Origin of the sequence: Paenibacillus urinalis (genome assembly GCF_028747985.1) — a bacterium.
GTDB lineage: Bacteria > Bacillota > Bacilli > Paenibacillales > Paenibacillaceae > Paenibacillus > Paenibacillus urinalis.
The window spans coordinates 37,089-56,680 of sequence record NZ_CP118108.1 but is presented as its reverse complement, the minus strand read 5'-3'; the positions used below and the strand labels follow the sequence as shown (position 1 = coordinate 56,680).

The 19,592-nt window shown below is 47.6% G+C and carries 18 protein-coding genes; 1 reads left to right on the top strand and 17 read right to left on the bottom strand.

Going from position 1 to position 19,592, the window contains the following annotated elements; translation table 11 throughout:
* Window positions 1-32: 32 nt before the first annotated feature.
* The 14 genes from spoIIE to pth form a co-directional block, all read right to left on the bottom strand.
* The gene (gene spoIIE / locus PUW25_RS00260; protein ID WP_047914146.1) at window positions 33-2,537 is read right to left on the bottom strand and encodes a stage II sporulation protein E; all 2,505 of its coding nucleotides are present in this window, start codon (window positions 2,535-2,537) and stop codon (window positions 33-35) included.
* Between the two features lie 364 nt (window positions 2,538-2,901).
* Window positions 2,902-3,432 (bottom strand): S1 domain-containing RNA-binding protein, encoded by a 531-nt coding sequence (locus PUW25_RS00255; RefSeq protein WP_047914147.1) that lies wholly within the window; start codon window positions 3,430-3,432, stop codon window positions 2,902-2,904.
* 183 nt (window positions 3,433-3,615) lie between these two features.
* Complete coding sequence (locus tag PUW25_RS00250; protein ID WP_274337853.1) at window positions 3,616-3,960, bottom strand: FtsB family cell division protein; 345 nt, start codon at window positions 3,958-3,960, stop codon at window positions 3,616-3,618.
* Window positions 3,961-3,993: 33 nt separating this feature from the next.
* Window positions 3,994-4,563 (bottom strand): spore cortex biosynthesis protein YabQ, encoded by a 570-nt coding sequence (gene yabQ / locus PUW25_RS00245; protein ID WP_274338503.1) that lies wholly within the window; start codon window positions 4,561-4,563, stop codon window positions 3,994-3,996.
* On the bottom strand, window positions 4,560-4,844 hold the full coding sequence (gene yabP, locus PUW25_RS00240) for a sporulation protein YabP (protein WP_047914150.1): 285 nt from the start codon (window positions 4,842-4,844) through the stop codon (window positions 4,560-4,562). The genes yabQ and yabP overlap by 4 nt, the downstream gene beginning before the upstream one ends.
* A 127-nt stretch (window positions 4,845-4,971) precedes the next feature.
* A complete protein-coding gene (locus PUW25_RS00235; RefSeq protein ID WP_047914151.1) occupies window positions 4,972-5,247 on the bottom strand; it encodes an RNA-binding S4 domain-containing protein in 276 nt (91 codons plus the stop codon).
* On the bottom strand, window positions 5,248-5,520 hold the full coding sequence (locus tag PUW25_RS00230; protein WP_047914152.1) for an HU family DNA-binding protein: 273 nt from the start codon (window positions 5,518-5,520) through the stop codon (window positions 5,248-5,250). It abuts the gene before it with no gap.
* A 298-nt stretch (window positions 5,521-5,818) separates the two neighbouring features.
* A complete protein-coding gene (gene yabN / locus PUW25_RS00225) occupies window positions 5,819-7,318 on the bottom strand; it encodes a bifunctional methyltransferase/pyrophosphohydrolase YabN (RefSeq protein WP_047914153.1) in 1,500 nt (499 codons plus the stop codon).
* An 84-nt stretch (window positions 7,319-7,402) separates the two neighbouring features.
* Window positions 7,403-9,058, bottom strand: coding sequence for a putative polysaccharide biosynthesis protein (locus PUW25_RS00220; RefSeq protein ID WP_274337851.1), 1,656 nt, complete (start codon window positions 9,056-9,058; stop codon window positions 7,403-7,405).
* A gap of 138 nt (window positions 9,059-9,196) precedes the next feature.
* On the bottom strand, window positions 9,197-9,739 hold the full coding sequence (gene spoVT, locus PUW25_RS00215) for a stage V sporulation protein T (RefSeq protein WP_047914155.1): 543 nt from the start codon (window positions 9,737-9,739) through the stop codon (window positions 9,197-9,199).
* Window positions 9,740-10,099: 360 nt separating this feature from the next.
* The gene (locus tag PUW25_RS00210; RefSeq protein ID WP_047914156.1) at window positions 10,100-11,272 is read right to left on the bottom strand and encodes a peptidylprolyl isomerase; all 1,173 of its coding nucleotides are present in this window, start codon (window positions 11,270-11,272) and stop codon (window positions 10,100-10,102) included.
* Complete coding sequence (mfd, locus tag PUW25_RS00205; protein ID WP_047914157.1) at window positions 11,259-14,783, bottom strand: transcription-repair coupling factor; 3,525 nt, start codon at window positions 14,781-14,783, stop codon at window positions 11,259-11,261. Before mfd ends, PUW25_RS00210 begins: the two co-directional genes overlap by 14 nt.
* A 251-nt stretch (window positions 14,784-15,034) precedes the next feature.
* Window positions 15,035-15,265, bottom strand: coding sequence for an anti-sigma-F factor Fin family protein (locus PUW25_RS00200; RefSeq protein ID WP_047914159.1), 231 nt, complete (start codon window positions 15,263-15,265; stop codon window positions 15,035-15,037).
* 164 nt (window positions 15,266-15,429) lie between these two features.
* A complete protein-coding gene (gene pth / locus PUW25_RS00195; protein WP_047914160.1) occupies window positions 15,430-15,990 on the bottom strand; it encodes an aminoacyl-tRNA hydrolase in 561 nt (186 codons plus the stop codon).
* A gap of 150 nt (window positions 15,991-16,140) precedes the next feature.
* On the opposite strand from pth, the gene PUW25_RS00190 reads away from it, so the two are divergent.
* Window positions 16,141-16,341, top strand: coding sequence for a hypothetical protein (locus PUW25_RS00190; RefSeq protein WP_047914161.1), 201 nt, complete (start codon window positions 16,141-16,143; stop codon window positions 16,339-16,341).
* Between the two features lie 83 nt (window positions 16,342-16,424).
* Here PUW25_RS00190 and PUW25_RS00185 read toward each other — a convergent pair whose 3' ends face one another.
* The 3 genes from PUW25_RS00185 to spoVG all read right to left on the bottom strand — a co-directional run bounded on the left by PUW25_RS00185 (window position 16,425) and on the right by spoVG (window position 19,421).
* Window positions 16,425-17,378, bottom strand: coding sequence for a ribose-phosphate diphosphokinase (locus PUW25_RS00185; RefSeq protein ID WP_047914162.1), 954 nt, complete (start codon window positions 17,376-17,378; stop codon window positions 16,425-16,427).
* Between the two features lie 96 nt (window positions 17,379-17,474).
* Window positions 17,475-18,875 carry a bifunctional UDP-N-acetylglucosamine diphosphorylase/glucosamine-1-phosphate N-acetyltransferase GlmU gene (gene glmU, locus PUW25_RS00180; protein ID WP_047914163.1) on the bottom strand — a complete coding sequence of 467 codons (1,401 nt, stop codon included), beginning with the start codon at window positions 18,873-18,875 and terminating at the stop codon, window positions 17,475-17,477.
* 261 nt (window positions 18,876-19,136) lie between these two features.
* Entirely contained in the window at window positions 19,137-19,421 is a 285-nt protein-coding gene (gene spoVG, locus PUW25_RS00175; RefSeq protein ID WP_047914164.1) for a septation regulator SpoVG, read from the bottom strand.
* Window positions 19,422-19,592: the final 171 nt, after the last annotated feature.

The window sequence follows — 19,592 nt, the reverse complement described above, 5'->3', positions numbered from 1 at the left end:
TTTTTTCTTTTCTTCTATATAATAGAGCCTGATCAGCTGACTGTTCTCGGCCGCTCCATTCGATCCATTCCCGGAATACGCAGGGTTGCCCATTCAGGTCTGAAGTGATCTACTTTGCCGACTACAACCGTCATGTCATCATGAATTTTATTTTGCTGATAACGAATGACTCTCTCTAGCAAAATATCGGCAATTTCCTGTGGATCTTCGCTATCCAGTTCCTGGATCATCCGCTTCATCCACATTTCTTTATTCACCGCATAGCCGGGTGCATCATAGATGCCATCGGTCATCATAATGACGATATCCCCCGGATTCAGCTGGATACTGACAAGATCAACCTCAATATCTTTAATAATCCCTATCGGCAGATTGCTTGCAGACACAGGGATAACCTCATCTCCCCTCTTGATAAAGCTTGGTGTCGACCCAATCTTCAAGAAAGTGGACTGGGCAGAATATTGATCGATCAGTGCCATATCCACTGTGGCATAAATCTCTTCCGGAGATCGCAGCATCAGAATAGAATTGACAGACTTAATGGCCAGCTTGGCATCCATTCCCGATTGAAGCAGCTGCTCCAAAATGTTAAGGGCTGTGCTGCTCTCCATTCTTGCTCGTTCTCCATTGCCCATCCCATCGCTTAGCGCAACAGCAAAGGTACCGTTCCCAAGCTCGACTGTGCTGTAGCTGTCACCAGACAAGAGTCCTCCTCCCTTGGCTGCTCCCGCTACACCTGTGGTAACTTCATAGGTTTTTGCCGAACCGAAGGTAACCGTCGCCAAACCCTGTTTTGGTAAAGTCATAACCTCCTCTACTACAGCAATGTGTTCATCTAAAATATCGGACAGCAGTGGTGCAATAATTTTGCGGCATTCATCAAATCCTTTCGTATACGCATGTACGATCTCAATCTCGACATGACCTGCGTCCAGGTTAATGATGTCGATGCTGTGAATGGATAAACCGAGCTGCTCCAAAGCAGAACGAATCTGATCCTCCTGCTTATGCATAATCGTCGTTTCCCGTTGAATCTCACGTGCCAGGTCCTCCATTACCTGAGACACGCCGGACAATTGCTCGGCAACCAGCACACGGCTGTCGTATATTTGCCGCTTCCATTGCATATTATCTTGGTATAGCCCGTACTGACGCTTCATCACGTCTAAGACAGCCTCCGTCTTGGCACAGGATTTCGTCCAGGAAGCAGGAATATCCTTAGCTTCAAAGTCTGGATTCTCTTCAATGGCCGACATCATCTCCGTCATATACTTATATGTCTGATAGAACTTCCCGTCCCAGCACTGAGACTGCTTGAAGCAGGCAGCACAAGTCCCGTCAGCCACCGCATTCATGAAATGCTCCATGTCCTGTTGTCCCTGCTTGATCTCAGGTGCCTCCGACATCTGATCAAAGCTCTTCGACAGCTGCTTAAACACCTGCGAGAATCTCGTTACACGTTCTGCTGTCAGATCTCGGATCCGCTTCGCATACTCATGCTGATTATGACTATGATCCTGCGTGCCAGGTACGTATTTCGATATGACATTTAATATACTCTTCGGTGTCAGCAAAAAGAGCAATATCGCGGCACAGCTCTCATAGGTGGATGTGATCACATCTCCTGTTCCACCCAGATAAATGGCTAGAATGGAGGAGCCAAGCAGCATCCCTAGAGAGACAGCCATCTTCTTCCCTTCCTTCAGCATCCCCGCCAGCATACCGGAGAAAGCAAGCAAGCTCATCTGATAGATCGCTGACATATTGGCCAGACTTAAGATCAGTCCCGTGATTACCCCGACCGATGCGCCAAGCGGTGCACCCCCTACTAGGGCAAAAACCAGAATAAGATATCGTGACAGTACATTCTCTGCGGATAGATTATATACCGTAAAACCGACAGCCCCTGTCATAACGGATGCCAGTAGAATGATAAGACACAGGATCTCCTCGCTGCGGAGGTTTACATTCTTCTTGCGATAGGTGAACACGGGAATGGCTTGAATAAACACAAGAGTGAGCACGAAGCTGAGTACGGCATCGATGGTCATCATTAGGACCGCGTACCATGTGAATGAGGGTCCGATCAGGACGGTAAACAAATTGACCATAAAGGCTGAAGTGAATACCATCACCGGTGCGTAAGACAGCTCTGTTTTGCCAAAAGACGAGAGTCCTCGATAGAGCAGATAGAAAATGCTGACCTCGGCGGCGATCGTAAATAGTGTGGGATAGGGTGCGAAAAACCCTCCGGCCAAAATAGCGATCCCTACCGGGAGCAAAAAATCTCTTCTCAGGAACATAATGACGGCGAAGTAGGCTATGGCAAAGGGAGACAGCTCGTCCAATATCATAGCCTTTCCGAGCAAAAAACCCATTACCGTCAGCAGAATCATCCATTTCTTCTCCGCAATGAACTGTACGGCCTTCAGCGATCCCGCCCAGGATTTGATTCTCGTGCCCGCTTCTTTACGAATGGCTTTGCCTCCTTTGCCTGTTCTCAGTCCAGGGAAAGGTATTACATTCCACTTGTCCATTAATTTGGCACCCCAATCGTTTGATTTGATGGTACCCATTATAGTCAGCTTGTTCTGTGAAAGTTTGTCAGAAACACAGACCGTGCCAAAAGAAATTTCCGACAAAAACAGGGAGTGTGCGAAAGTTCAGAGAAACGCAGGCGAATGAAGCGCCTGTCTAGGTTCGTCCGTTCCCACTCGAATCAAGTTACTCTATTCTGCATGCACCCTTCCGCCTAAATTTGCTAGCGATATGAAAAGAGAATACCGGAATTCGCTTGAAACCTGTCGGACGATTCTTCACAAGCGACAAAAAAACCACAGACTCTAAAAGTCTGTGGTTCTTCCATACGTTACAATCTATGCGTAAGATCAGGTTGATAACTTACATACGTTTCGCGCCGCGGCCTCCACGTTTGCCTTCCGTGTTCTTCTTCAGCGACGAAATTCGCTCTTCACTGTCTTTTAGGAAGCGTGACATTTTATCCTCGAATGAAGGCTTGCCAAACGAAGGCTTGCCGGAAGAAGGTTTGTAAGGACGCCCTCCCCGTTCACGATTGTTATAGCTACCGCCGCCACTACCGCTGCCGCCGCCGCCAAATCGTTCTCTGTCTCCACCTGTGCGTTCCGGTCTTGGTGCTCTTGGCGGACGAGCTTGTTGTTGTACTTCACCTGCAGGACGATCTACCGCCTGCTTAATGGAAAGTCCAATTTTGCCGTCTTTATCAACGTTAATAACCTTAACGGTTACGGCGTCATTGATCTTCAGGTGATCATTGACATCCTTAACGTAATTATCGGCGATTTCCGAGATGTGAACGAGACCCGTGACACCTCCTGACAGATCCACAAATGCTCCAAAATGCGTGATGCCTGTCACTTTGCCCTCTAACTTGGTGCCCACTTCAATTGCCATAGAATAAAATGATCCTCCCTTAAAATTATACAACCCGATTTTTGAATCTGTTGCGGTATGTCAATTATACCTTATGCCACAAAGCAAGGTCAACTGAGCGGACGCCTGCTTTAGAGCCTATTTTACGGTTATATATGCATCAAATACCAGTAATTCTGTCTGATTACAGAGTACCTGCCTGTCCTATTCGTCTACTGGATAAATGGGTGTCTCGCCTGGTAGAAACATCCCGTATTTCTTCCGTGCCAGCTGCCCAATATATTCTGGATCCTGCAGCCGCTCCACTTCGTTGGACAGTTCAGTCTTCTCCTTCTGAGCCTCAGCATTGACCTTCGTTGCCTGCTCAAGCTTGGCACTCTTGTCCGCCATTTGAACAGACTGACTATAGAACGTGTATCCGGCCCACCCTGTAAAGCAAATCATAAAGGTGAGCCACAGCATGATTCGCCTGCGCGCCCCCGTCGTTTTTGATTTTTGTGTATTTCCTTGAGATGTACTTCGAGCATGACGTCCAGACGGTTTACTCATCCGTGGAACCTCCTTCATCCTAATCAGGGTGGTCTAGAACCAATAGGTCCACCACTCTTTGATCCGAACCCATACACGTTGCAGCCACATCGGCGTCTTCCATCTGCTGAGCAGTGGTCTAAGCGGCCAATAGAGCAGCTTCAATATCGGTCTGAACAACTGGTACAGCATCTTGATGATAAAAATAAACGCAGCCATGATAAATCCGAATAAAATGCGCAGGATTCTTAGTATCCCTTTGATCGGAAGAACGATCAGTACATTTAATATCCGGTAAACCACATATGCCAAACGTTTTACAATTCCAATTAACATTACCACAAATTTTTGGATCGTAACACTTAAAACCAAAAAATAGATCCAAACCCCTATGAACAGACCTAAAAAGACATAAAACCTCAAGTCTCCATGGTTAACGGAATAGAGGGTTCGAAATATAAATAAGGCTGCAATCAGCCAGTACATCAAATCAAGGATATGAATGCTCCACCGCGGAAATCTTAACTGGCCTGACAGCACCCGGTAACTGTCATACACAATTCCCATAATCCCTCCGGAGAGGAGCATCCACCCCAGTGTAAGCCACTGAAGCTCAGGATTCATCGAAACAGCTTGCCAAGAAGCCCCTTACCAGATTTAACATTAGAACCGGGATCTAGATATACAAGGGAGCTGACGTACCCTTCAATTGAGAGCAATCCTTCCTCCAAGCTGAGGTTCTTAATATGTAAATTGTTGCCCCGAATCGTCAGATGTCCGAGCTCTGTCTTGAGCAGAAATTCCTCACTGTCAAAGCTCTCTACATTCATGACACCCGTAATATCGAGCAGCTTCCGATTCTGAATCGACATGCTGTGCTGTTTCAGCTTCGTTTGTTCCATCATGGCATGTACCCCTCCCTTCTTACACCTAGCTTATGGGCGAGATACAGAGATTAGAACATACCATGAATAGAAAAAAGCACTCTATCCGACCAAGGGATAGAGTGCTCTTCCATGATGTTGACGGCATTTAAAAAATTCCATTATCCTTGGCGATGGCTTCTTCCTTCACCACAGAGAACAAGCTGGATGCCTCTTCCTTACGTGTACTCTCGGCTAATCGCTCGACGCGAACCGTAACGAGCTTCTGCCCGAATTGGACCGTGATCTCGTCGCCCACCTTAACACTTGTGCTGGGCTTCGCCTCGCGTCCATTGATCAGCACTCTCCCCTGCTCAGAGACATCCTTCGCCACGGTACGGCGCTTAATTAGCCTGGACACTTTAAGAAATTTATCAACACGCATTTACTTTACGGCTTCTTTAAGTTTATTGCCCGCTTTAAAAGCTGGAACGTTAGAAGCAGGGATTTCAATCGCTGTTCCTGTTTGCGGGTTGCGTCCCGTACGTCCGGAACGTTTGCGAGTTTCAAAAGTACCGAAACCGATCAATTGAACTTTATCGCCGCTTGCAAGTGCATCCGTAATTTCACCCAAGAAATTGTTAAGTACAGACTCAACGTCTTTTTTAGTTAATCCGCTCTTTTCAGAGATGTTGTTAATTAGATCTGTTTTGTTCATGATTAAAAGCCTCCCAAATTAAAGAAAATGATACGTAACTAAAGCCGTAGCGCACTAACGCTGTCCTGTCACGTAACTTTACTATTTTTCTATTCTTGCTTATACCGTAAAAATCCTTCTGTGACGGATCTTTTTTTGTGACAACCCCGGTATTTGTCCCATGGTTTGATCAAGAATACGATATTTTAGGGGCCATTGTCAAACAAGGCCGCCTCTCGCGAAATAGGAATGCTATTCCAATTCCTTATTCGCTGAATCCATTTCTCCACATGACCTTGGAGCGATGAAGCAGGTTCCATCAAAAATCCTTTAGTACTTGCTTCGCTTCCTGCCAGTATCCTTCCATCTCATCCAAGCTGCTGTCATGGACCGTACGTCCCTGCTCGGCCAGCCGCTGCTCAATGTAGCGGAATCTGCGGCTAAACTTGCGGTTTACGGCAGACAGCGCCTCCTCCGGATCAGCATCAATGAACCTTGCGATATTGACGGACGCAAACAAAATGTCACCGAGCTCCAGCATTTGCTCCTGTGGAGACTGCCCTTCGGCAATCGATTCCTTCAGCTCAGCCAGCTCCTCCTCGACTTTGGCGATGACGCCGCTTACGTCGTCCCAGTCAAACCCGACTTTGGCCGCTTTCTTCTGAAGCTTGTACGATTTCATCACAGCAGGCAGATCTCTTGGGATCCCCGCCAGGGCCGATGTATCTTCGCTCTCTTGCCCTTTGCGCTTCTTCTCCTCAAGCTTCATCGCTTCCCAGTTCGCGAGCGCCTCGCCTGCATCCTCTGCTTGGTTATCGCCAAAGACGTGCGGATGACGGAAGATCAGCTTATCATTCAGCGTTTCAATCACGTCATATACGTTAAATGAGCCCAGCTCCTCCTCCATTTGGGAGTGAAGCATAATTTGGAGCAGCAAATCTCCAAGCTCCTCCTTCATGTGGTCTGGGTCATCATCATCGATGGTTTCCAGCACTTCATAGGTCTCCTCAATCAGATTCTTGCGGATCGAAGCATGCGTCTGCTCGCGGTCCCATGGACAGCCTTCCGGGCTGCGGAGAATGGCCACAATTTCGTGCAAACGGCTGAAGGTACGTCTGCGCAGCTGCTCATCGTCTCTTCTCGGTACATAGATCAAGGATAGATTGCCGTACCCTTCTACCCGATCCAGCTCATATAGCGGAACTTCATGAATTTGCTCCTGACCCTCCACCCCGAGCGCATGGCAGGCATAGACCAGAGTATCGTCAGGATAGACCTCCATCAGGCTCAGCTTCACATCGGAAGCGGTAAACATATCATACACCTGTCCTATCACCGTATGGAGCTGAGGATGAAACAGGCTTGCGTCAATGACACCGGCATCAAGCAGCTGAAAGCCTTCAATCGGATCAAAGCCGAGCCTAGTGAAGGCTTCATCCAGGAAGCTCTCCCCGCCGAGTACCGTCAGCTCTATTCCCCGCTCTGGACAACGCTCCTTCAGGAGGCGAACTGTAGCTTCCGCTACCATGGGGTGTCCGGGTACAGCGTACACGATCTCTTCCCCTGCGGCCGCTCCGGCTGCCAGCTGGATCAGCTCCTCCGTAATCGCATCATAGACCTCGGGGAAAGAACTCTTGGCTTCATATATATTATCGAAAGAAGTAATCGTTAATTGTAGATCTGACAGATCATTAAACACCGGATGATCGAGTGTCCGTGCATAGACATGCGGCGCTTGCTTCAACCTCTTCAGTATTCCAAGCGTCAGCTGGTCTTCTCCTCCCGAACCGAGACCAACAACCGTGATCGCTCCGCTCATAAGCATTACCTCCAAAATAGTTTAAGTCGTATTAACTATAACACAGCCCGACAGCCTGCATGCAGTCATCAGGATGCAGGCGGCTCACAGCAGCTTCAGCTTCTGCAGCAGCTGTGTGAGCTTCGCTCCCTTCGGCAGCACGGCAATCTCTGCTGCCGTAATCAGCTTCGTGCGGATGGCTCCCAGCACGAAGACAAGCACGCCTGCTGCAACACCCAGCAGGCTCTGGACGAGCGCGGTGATTCTCCCATCCGCGCTAAGCCCCGCGACGCTTGTGCACAGCACAGCAGCGCCTGCGGAGACCATCGCCGCGAAGACAGCCATCGCGGCGGTCACCAGCGCCGGCTTGAGTAACGCGGCGCTGGGGGACACACGCAGCTGCAAGAGCCTTGCCAGCAGCAGCGCGTTCATGGCGGCTGCAGCGGCAAAGGCTGCCGCAGACGAGATGGCCGCTCCGCTGATTCCGAGCGGCGGCACGAGTATGAGGTTCAGCAGCGTCTTAATCGCTGCTGCTGCCAGCATGATAAGCGCAGGCGCTTTGGCGCTGCCGAGCCCCTGCAGTAAGGCAGCAGCGATGACGCTGACGGTGCTCCCTGCAGCAGATAACGCGAGTATACGGAGCGTGATCGTCCCTTCTGCGTTCATATACAGCATGCGGTTAATCGGCTCTGCCAGCACCATAATGCCAATCGAAGCGGCAAGTCCAATCAGCCAGAACCACTTCAATGCCAGACTGCTGTGTCTTTGAATTCCCGCTTGGTCCTGTCTGATCTTGGCCTCTGCCAGAGCAGGCACGAATAATACCGATAAAGATGTAGCCAGCATAGTCACAAGCTGGACCAGCGGCAATCCCCGATTATAAATGCCGAATGTCTGCATCGCTTCCAGATCATTTAGTCCTTCCTGCTTTAACAGCCGAGGGACGGTAAAGGTATCTACCATATTAATTAAAGGCACAGCAACCGAGCCGAGAGCAACCGGGATGGCATATCTCAGTACTGTCCGGAGCAGCGCACCCGTGGATTTTCCCTCCGGAGCCAAAGGCTGTGTCCCTATTCGAGGACTGCTCTGACTTTGTCGAAATCCCCTTGACCGAGATCGTATCAGCCAAAATATCCACATCACGACTAGACCTGCCGCGCCCCCTGCTGCGGAACCCAGCATAGCCCCAGCGGCAATATTCTCTGCACTGGCGCCATATCCCATGAGCAGAAATAATACAATTAACATAACAGTCACACGTATCGTTTGCTCGGTAACCTGAGACACCGCAGTCGGTACCATGTTCTGAAGACCTTGAAAGTAGCCTCTCAGCCCTGCCATCACCGGCACGAATAGCAAGGAGAGAGAGGCTGCCCGTACCGATGAAATAACCTCACTGTTATCGATCAGACGACCAATCAGCGGTGCACTCCAATAAGTAAGGACACAGAGACATCCTCCTACGATGGCAAGCAGTATGGTGGTCGCCTTCAGTACTTTACGGCCCTCTTCTTCGTCACCTCTTGCTTCTGCCTCTGCCACAAGCTTGGATACCGCAATAGGAAAGCCGGCGGTCGCCAGTGTAACGAGCATGATATAAAAAGGATAGACCGTATTGTATATACCGAATACGCCGTCTCCGGCAATATTTTGCAGCGGGATCTTCTGCAGTGTCCCAATCAGTTTGGATAAGATCGCAGCGCTGCTTAGAATAAAAGCACCTTGAAGCAGCTTTTTGCCCGAATTGGATGAGTTCATCTATGTATACCTGCTTTGTTATAAAATAAAGGTGAAGTACATGATCTCTATTATACGAGCATTTTGCATAAATCCCAAAACAAGCTTTAAAAAAGCAAAGAACTCCTGCCTGTTAGAAGGCAGGAGTTCTTCTGCACGCTACTGCTCCATCTGTTTCCCAAGAAATGCGGCAGCGGTTTCAGCCATTTTGGTCTCGAGCTGAGACATTTTAGTGGATTCGTCCTTGCTGTACATAATGACTGCACCAATCGGGTCTCCTCCCGATATGATCGGTGCTACAACATAGGATGATAAAGGTTCGATATGATCTTTAGCTAATTCATAAGATCCGTTGCTGTTCTCAAGCAATGTCTTGCGGTTATCCATTGACGTTTCTACCATATGACCAATCTGCTTATCCAAATATTCCTTCTTCGATCCGCCTGCCACAGTAATAATCGTATCCCGATCTGAGATTAACGTTACATGGCCGGTACTTTCATACAGTGATTCTGCATACTCCTTCGCAAAATCGCCAAGCTCTCCAATGGGAGAGTACTTCTTCAGAATGACCTCGCCGTCACGGTCCACAAAAATCTCGAGCGGGTCTCCCTCGCGAATTCGCAAAGTACGGCGAATCTCTTTCGGAATAACCACACGACCAAGATCATCAATACGGCGGACGATACCAGTAGCTTTCATTTACATGTTGCCCCACTTTCTCGAGAAGATTTTTCAACTACTGTTCCTTTTATGAGGAGGGTCCAGGGTAGTTAAGTGTGATTTCTATATAGAGTGAACTAAAGAAAAATATGTTCATCACAGGTAACAGACCGGCCCTAATGTGCTGGGCCCCCTGCAGTGATTTCAGGGTTAGTCCTGCCACCAGATCCACCTCTGATCAAAATAATGACGATGCAAAACTTTAGTTCAATCTATCTAGACCATAGTATTCTTCTGTTCCCAGTTCCTTATACATGAAATATACAATAAGTTCCTAAGTGCAGAATCCGCTCTCATCCAAAAAGAAAAGGCGCGGTTTCCCGCGCCTCAGCCTTGTTCTTATTTACCATCGGTATTCGATTCTGTACTCTCGCCTTCTGTTCCCGAATCGGCTGCGCCCTCGTCACCTGTCGATCCTTCTTCAGAACCTTCGGTTCCAGCATCAGTTCCCTCAGTTCCTTCGGTGCCTTCCGTACCCTCTGTACCTTCGGTACCTTGTTCAGCAGCCGGATTCGCAGGCAGTTTGATCTCGCCTTCAATGACTCCATCCACTTCATTCGTCATAAATTCCTGAACTTCCACGTTCACGACAGAGCTCTTGAGCAGCTTCGTTTGCGCTTCTGTTAACTCTTCAAAGGTCGGCTCTGTACGTTTCTCGACCTTAATAATATGGTAGCCGTAATCCGTTTCGACCGGCTCACCAATGACACCCTCCTCTTGGGTTTTTGCCGCTTCCTTGAAAGCTTCTACCCAATTCGTAACCGGTGTGTCCTCATACAATCCACCGTTTTCTGCCGATCCCGGGTCTTCAGAATACTCTTTGGCGACGGCAGCAAAATCTTCACCTTTGTCCAGCTTGGCTTTGACTTCCTTCGCAAGTTTAAGAGCTTCCCCTTCCGGGCGAGCTTCCCCTGACTCAGGATCTGTGTTGCTGATCAGCACATGACGAACACTTGCTGTAATAAATTGATCTTTACTAGCTTCATACTCTGTCTTCACCTGCTCGTCAGTTACATCCTGTGACTTGTACTCAATCAGGCTCAAGACACGTGTCATGTAATTCTTAAGCTCGTCCTCTGTCACTTCGTAATCCTTAAGCATCTGACTCCAGGCTTCGTCTCCGCCAACCTGAGTCTTCATTTGAGTGATCTGGGCTTCTGCCTCTTCAAGGCCTTTTTCCCCTGCTTCTTGAGACACGTCTTTACTCAAATATTCATACGCTACCTGCTGTTTCACAAACATCTCGCGCATTTCATCCATCTGCAGGTAGGCTGCAATCGTTGGATTCATGAATTCCATAATCTTGAGCTCTGCATTGAATTCCTTCTCCGTGATTTCGCCGCCTTTATATTTTACAACCACACTGCTCGTGTCGCCTTCAATTGAATTATTAAAGCTGGTGCTGCCTCCTCCCGCATCATTGCTTCCGCATGCTGCCAGAAGAGATATCGATAGAGCGCCGACAGCGGTCACCGCGATCGTCTTCCAGGTTTTTCTGTTATTTTGCAACATCCTGTAGTTCCCCCTTTGATTTGAATGCATCCTTCATGGCTGCAAGAAACTTCTCTAATGTTTGGAGCATTTCTTGATCACTCAGACCCTTGCCTTTAATATGGACGATCATGCTCTGTCCTTGTTCAAATTGTACACGTCTTTCGAATTGATTGCCAATCCTTGCAAGCTTAGCGCCATCCACTGCTTTTTCGCGTCCTTCATAGAACTTCACAGAGATTTGGTCCCCGCGCTGCACAATGGTCTCGATCCCGTATTTCTTGCCGTATATTTTGAGTCTGGCCACAGACAGCAGATTCGTAACAGCTTCCGGCAGATCTCCAAACCGATCAACCAGCTCATCCTCAAGCTCCATTGCATCATCAAATGCAGCGAGCACAGCAACCTTCTTATAAATCTCGATCTTCTGAATACTATCATAGATATAATCAGAAGGCAGATACGCATCAATACTAATGTCAATGGACGTGCTCCAGCTCTGCTCCTGCGGTGCTTCTTCTCCGAGCATTGTTACTTTGCGTCGATTGATCTCTTCTGACAGCATCTGAGAGTACAGATCAAACCCGACAGAGGCGATGAAGCCATGCTGCTCTGCACCGAGCAAATTCCCGGCCCCGCGGATAGACAGATCGCGCATCGCAATTTTGAATCCAGAGCCAAGCTCTGTAAATTCCTTGATGGATTGCAGTCTTTTCTCCGCTACTTCAGTAAGCACTTTGTCTCTTTGGTACGTGAAATAGGCATACGCAATCCGATTCGAACGCCCTACCCTGCCGCGCAGCTGATACAGCTGGGACAAGCCCATTTTATCCGCATCATGCACGATCAGTGTATTCACGTTTGGTATGTCAACCCCGGTCTCGATGATACTGGTGCTGACCAGCACATCAAATTCACCATCCAGGAAATCAAGAATCGTTTTTTCTAGTTCAGTTTCGGACATTTGGCCGTGACCAACCCCCACTCTTGCCTCAGGGACAAGTGCGGAAATCTCTGCTGCCATCTCCTGTATACCTTGGACTCGGTTGTACAAGTAGTACACTTGACCGCCTCGCGCCAGTTCCCGCTCAATCGCTTCACGAACAAGCGTCTGACTATGCTCAACAACATACGTTTGTACGGGAAAGCGATTCTCCGGTGGTGTTTCGATAACCGACAAATCTCTTACCCCCAGCATGGACATATGCAGCGTTCTCGGAATCGGCGTAGCTGTGAGTGTAAGCACATCGACATTGGTCTTTAGCTTCTTCAGCTTCTCTTTATGCGTTACACCGAATCGCTGCTCTTCATCCACAATCAGCAACCCGAGATCCTTAAACACAAGATCCTGAGAGAGTAAACGATGTGTACCAATGACGATATCAATCGTTCCTTGCTTGATGCCTTTGGCCGTCTCGTTCTGCTCTTTGCGTGTACGGAAACGGCTAAGAACACTGACATTAAACGGATACCCGGAGAAGCGTTCACGGAATGTCTCGTAATGCTGCTGAGCCAGAATGGTCGTCGGTACAAGAACAGCAACCTGTTTGCCTTCAATCGCCGCCTTGAATGCAGCACGAATGGCGACCTCTGTTTTACCGTAACCTACATCTCCACACAGAAGTCTGTCCATTGGACGACCCTGCTCCATATCCTTCTTGATTTCCTCTATAGCACGAACCTGATCCCGCGTTTCGTCATATGGGAACATGTCCTCAAATTCCTGCTGCTCTGCGGTATCCTTATCAAAGGCATACCCAGGAGAGGATTGCCGCTCTGCATAGAGCTTAATCAGGTCATCGGCTATATCCTGGACAGAGCTGCGGACTTTATTTTTAACACGGGTCCATTCATTCCCGCCCAGCTTATAGATCTTCGGCTCCTTCTCTTCTGAACCGACATACTTCTGAATGAGATCGATCTGCTCGATTGGAACAGACAGCTTGTCGCCGCCTGCATATAAAATATGCATGTAATCTTTATGGATACCGCCTACTTCAAGTGTGCCGATCCCCATATATTTACCGATTCCATGATTTTGATGTACGACGTAATCTCCAACCTTGAGCTCACTGTAGCTCTTGATCCGCTCTGCATTGTCCACATTGCGCATCGGCTTCCGTACTTTGCGCTGTTTTTGAGAGAACATCTCTCCCTCAGTAATAACAGCCAGCTGAATAGAAGGCATTTCAAATCCGCTTTGCAGATTCCCAATGACCATGTTTGGCTCATGGATGTCATAGTCCTGCAGCACTTTACGCATTCGATCGAGCCGTTCCTCGCCGCTGGCCATCATAACGACGTTGACACCTGCTTTTTGCCAGCGCTCCATCTCTGCCTTAAGCACATTCATTTGGCCATGGAAATCCTGCATACTGCGGCTGACCATATTTAGGATGTTCTGCGGCTGTGTGTGCGGTACCTGACGAAGGAAGATGGATACGAATAAGGTCTGGAACGGCCGATGGTACAGCACCTGATCATGGTCAAGAGAGAGCGTAAGCTGCGGCAGCGTTTTGCCGTTTTGCAGCAAATGAACACTCCACTCCGATTCATCACGTTCGAGCTGTTTCCCTGTCTCCAAGAGTCTTGCCGGCTCATCCATGATAAGAATGGTATCCTCAGGCATGTAGTTATAGATGGTCTGCTTCTCTGGATACAGCTCTGTTACATATTTATAGATTTCAGGAAAATAGACATGCTCGCGCAGCAGCTCGATTTCACGATGGATCTCCTCGCGCAGACGCAGCTTCGCTTGGCGGTCCGTTGTTTTATCGAGCTGCTCTTCGAGCAGAATCACTGTTCGATCCGCAGCCTGTTCCATTCTCTCCTGGCTTGCAATCAGTTCCTTACACGGTGTTATCCTCACTTGCTCTACTCGGTCTATTGACCGCTGGTCTGCGGGATCAAATGTCCGTATCGAGTCAATTTCATCATCAAACAGCTCAATACGATAAGCCAGCTCGGCCGTGAGTGGGAAGAAATCAATGATTCCTCCGCGTACACTCATCTCACCTTGAGATTCAACGCGCTCAACGCGTTCATATCCGAGCTCAACCATACGTTTGAGAAATTGCTCCAGCTCAATCGTTCCGCTCTGCTTAAGAGTAATCTCTGCACTTGCTATCACCTGCGGAGCAGGAAGGTAGCGTCTTGCGCCAGAGAGTGGAATCACAACAATGCCCCGAAAACCGGCTGCACACTTCAGTAATACTTCAATGCGCTGAGCAAGTGTTTCAGGACTGGAAATTGCTGCTTCTGCAGCAATCAATTCATTGGCCGGATATAGCAGCACTTGATCGGCAGAAAGCGCTTCCTGTAAGTCTTCTGCCACTTTCTGTGCCGCAAACATATTATGAGTCACCACGAGCATCGGTCGATCCAGCTGTTTATGCATAGCAGCCATCATAACCTGGCGAGCTGAACCCGACAATCCGGAGATGAGCTGCTCCTTCATTCCTGACCGAATACCGGAAGTTATCGATTCAAAATCGGAATCTTTAGTAAAAGCTTCAATAAGTGCTTGTAGCAAAAGGGGCACCTCTCTTATAACTTACTTTACTTTTAATATAACCTGTCATTCTCTTTATAACTGTAAACATATGGATAATGAATCTGATTTCATCATAATCTTTTTTGACGGACCTGACCAGCAAAAGTGGGCGGGCTGCAGCCAGATAACTGAAAAAAAAGCCTCAGCAAACGCTGCCAAGGCCGCAAGGCTGGATGTATAATTCCCATCCTTAAAGCACTGTTCTATGCTTCTTGATTCCCTATTCACCGCTATTGCAGCGGGCTTGTTAACAGACAAAGCTCTGGATTCACCAGGATCGCCTCATTACAGTAATCGCAAGTGATGTTAACCATCATTTCGCCTTTTGAATTATAGGCTATTATATCCCTTCGTTCCGCAGGGGTCAAGAAATGAAGACCCAGCCTTGCTTCCGTTACTTCGGATGAATCAATCTGTCCAATCGAAGTTCCACAATGCCTGCAGACATAATGAATTGGCATACTCTTATCCTCCTGAAAAGAAATGATATCTTCTATTCTTTCCAGAAATCACGAGTTTATAAAGCTTGGATGAAACAAGTAATCAAATTTACAATGTCTATTCGACTTACATCCGCCCGGCTGAATTAACCAAATTCACATCTTGCTATTTGGTTAATTCATCCTTATCCATTAAATTTCGCCATCGTCCGCTCAAAAGTATCCTTCATCGCATACTCGAGGGCGTCACAGGTTGCTTCAATCATAGATTCAACCGCTTCCTGCTCCTTCTTCGCGAACTTAGACAGAACATAATCTACAATCGCGTAGCCTGGCTCCGGTCTCGAAATACCCATACGCACACGATTGAACTGCTGTGTCCCGGTATGCTGAATAATCGATTTAATTCCGTTATGGCCGCCTGCACTGCCTTGGTATCGGAGGCGGATCTTGCCTACTTCAGTGTCCATATCATCATAGACTACAATAAGATCTTCAAGGGCAACCTTATAATAATCCATATACGCTCTAATGGATTCGCCAGAGAGATTCATATACGTCATTGGCTTAATCAGCACTGCCTTCTCCCCTTGTATCATTCCTTCTCCGATAAGAGCTTTGCACTTGCTCTGATTAATAGTAATACCATGGCGCTCTGCCAGAGCGTCGAGTGCCATGAATCCTATGTTATGCCTCGTCTTGGCATATTCGGAACCGGGATTGCCAAGTCCCACTATCCATTTCATATGAGAGGCTGCCTCCTTCATATTTCATATTGCTTCCCAACCAGCGCACTAATCTTGAACAACCAATTGGACTTACACGAAGTTTCACTTTACAATAAAAACAATTGTTTAGATTCGATCAGCATAACAGCAAGAAAGGATGAACCGGTCATGCGCCATGATATTGAACGTTTAACGCAGCCGTACCAATTTCAACACCATTTGGAACAGGCCATACCGGTGCAAGTGTATGACCACGGCAACCATGTCGAGATCGGATGCATTACCACTTACGATGAGCCCTTTGTTGAAATTAACGGTGCTCTGTTTAACCGATCTTATCATCAGTTCATTTCAAGGCCCGGATATTAAATAATAACCGGGATACGCCGACAGGGGTTACATTGTCGTCCTAGACGACAATGTAACCCCTTTTTCTTATTTCATGCAGATCTTTATTCGATTTCAAACAATTTACTAATCGACAATTCCTCGTGAACCCGAATGATGGCTTCGCCAAGCAATGGAGCGACGGATAGAACATTCAGTTTCTTCGTTGGATTCGGATGTGTAATCGGAATCGTATCCGTTACAATAACTTCCTTCAGCGGTGAATTCTCCAAACGCTCCATCGCAGGGCCTGACAATACAGGATGCGTACAGCAAGCGTACACTTCTTTGGCTCCGCCTTCCATAAGTGCATTGGCACCAAGCACAATTGTACCCGCAGTATCGATAATGTCATCGATCAAGATCGCTGTCTTGCCTTCAATATTACCGATAATATTCATCACTTCACTAACGTTAGGCTCTGGTCTGCGTTTGTCAATAATCGCAAGTGGAGCATTCAGGAAGTCCGCCAGCTTGCGTGCGCGTACAACGCCGCCATGGTCCGGAGACACAACAACTGGATTCTCAATTTGCTTGGAACGGAAATACTGTGCCAAGATCGGAACCGCCAGCATGTGGTCTACCGGAATATCGAAGAAGCCCTGAATCTGCATAGCATGCAGGTCCATCCCGATGACGCGTGTCGCTCCCGCTTTTTCAATCAGGTTAGCTACAAGCTTAGCCGTAATCGGATCTCTTGAGCGTGCCTTCCGATCTTGTCTTGCATATCCATAGTAAGGAATAACGACATTGATCGTTTTGGCAGATGCACGTTTCAATGCATCAATCATGACCAGCATCTCCATCAGGTTGTCGTTTACTGGGGCACAAGTCGACTGAACAATGTAAACATGACTACCACGTACACTTTCAGACAGCTTCACTTGAATTTCACCGTCGCTAAAACTCGTAGTATGGGATTCGCCCATAGGAATACCAATGTAATCAGCAATTTGGTGTGCAAGCTTCGGGTTCGAGTTACAAGTAAATATTTTTAATTTGGAATCAAAATAAGTCATAAAATAAAAAACCTCCGTGCTGGTTCATTGGAATCTATTTTTAGATCTGCTTGTGTCTAAACGTCGGCGCTGCTTCATCACGAAATACAGCAAAAATTAGGAATTAGCGTTATTCTTCTTGGCTTTCGCACGTCCACGAATCTTCTCTGCATAGCCAGGTTTATTCTCTTGACGCGATCTTGCAATAGCAAGGTCATTCTCCGGAACAGCATGCGTAATGGTCGAACCCGCAACAACATAGGCGCCTTTACCTACTTTGACAGGAGCAATCAAATTCACATTACTGCCCACGAAGGCATCATCTTCAATTTCAGTGACAGCTTTATTATATCCATCGTAGTTCACAGTTATCGCGCCGCAGCCGATATTCACATTCTTACCGACTTTTGCGTCGCCAACATAGCTCAAGTGAGAAACCTTCGAGCCATTGTCAATGGTCGCATTTTTGATCTCGACAAAATCGCCGACCTTCACTTGTTCTCCAAGCTTGGCCCCCGGACGCAGATACGCGAAAGGCCCTACTGATGTTTCATTACCCACTTCGGCATCGACTAATACGGACTGTTTAACGGTAACGTTATCGCCAATGACACTGTTCTCAATATCTGTATTCGGACCGATGACCGATTGCTCTCCAATCTTGGTGTTGCCTTTGAGCATCGTTCCAGGGTACAAGACAGTGTCTGCGCCGATCTCAACATCCGCACCGATATAGGTGGAAGAAGGATCAATAATGGTTACCCCGTTCAGCATATGCTTGCGTGCAAGACGTTCGCGCATAAATCCTTCCGCCTCGGATAGAGCAACACGATCGTTTACACCAATCGATTCTGCTGCATCATAGGTCATGAAGGCTTCAACCGTTTCGCCCGCTTCACGGAAAATACCAACAACGTCAGTCAGGTAATATTCTTGCTGTGCATTGTTGTTCGTAACTTTATCCAGAGCTTCAAACAATTTGGCATTGTCAAAGCAATAGGTGCCTGTATTTATCTCTTGAACTGCATTCTCTGCATCGTTGCAGTCCTTCTGCTCAACGATCTTCGTTACAGATCCATCCTCGCCCCGAATGACACGGCCATAACCAGCCGGGTTGTCCATATGAGCGGTCAGAACGGTAGCTGCAGCACCGCGGCTTTCATGCAGCTGCATCAAGCCTTCGAGTGTTTCACTTGTAACGAGCGGAGTGTCGCCGCAAATGACAATCGTAGTTCCTTCCTCAGAACCTAGCAAATCCTTAGCCTGTTTAACGGCATGTCCCGTGCCAAGCTGCTGCTCTTGTAATACGTATTCTGCGGAAGCTCCCAAGTAAGATTGTACAGCTTCTGCTCCATGTCCAACCACGACAACGTTACGAGTAACGCCTGCACGTTTTACGGTGTCCAGAACGTGGCCGACCATCGGTTTGCCGCATACAGGATGCAACACCTTATACAATTTGGACTTCATTCGTTTGCCCTGCCCTGCGGCAAGTACAATAGCCATTTTCTTCAACATCCCGACCTCCTGCGCTGAAATTGTAATGTTATCCATTCTGCTGTTACAGAACGAAAAGGATCCCATTCCTCGTTCACTTTGAAAGGAATAACGGTCTAGTCAACATTAAATTGGGCACAAGCAAGTACCCCATAATCCATATTATGGGAGGTAACGAGTCCGTGCTCCAATATTGCTCATTAATGAATATACTTCATTCTTGAAAAAAAGAAAAGAGAGCCATAAAATGACCCTCTTTTCTTTCGAACCCCAATAATGTTCTTAAGCGCCTTCTTCGATAACCTCTTCCTCAGTTGCAGCACGTTCGTATTCAGCTAAAACAGCCGCTTGAATCTTCTCGCGTGTACCGGAAGAAATCGGATGGGCGATGTCACGGAATTCTCCATCGGGAGTCCGTTTACTTGGCATAGCAACAAACATTCCGTTGTTACCATCAATAACGCGAATGTCATGAACGACGAACTCATTATCGATCGTAATCGAAGCTATAGCCTTCATTCTCCCCTCAGAGTTGACACGGCGGAGTCTGACATCTGTAATCTGCATGTGTGTTCACCACCTTTTTCCATCGGAACTTGGTGTATAATTCCACACAACATACAGAAACTCCTTCTTTTTATTTCCATAAAAATGTCCTAATTTAAGGAATTTTTTGAGTTTTGGTGCAATTCGAGAGCTATTCGACAAAACTTGCGAAAGATCGATAGAAATCCCTCT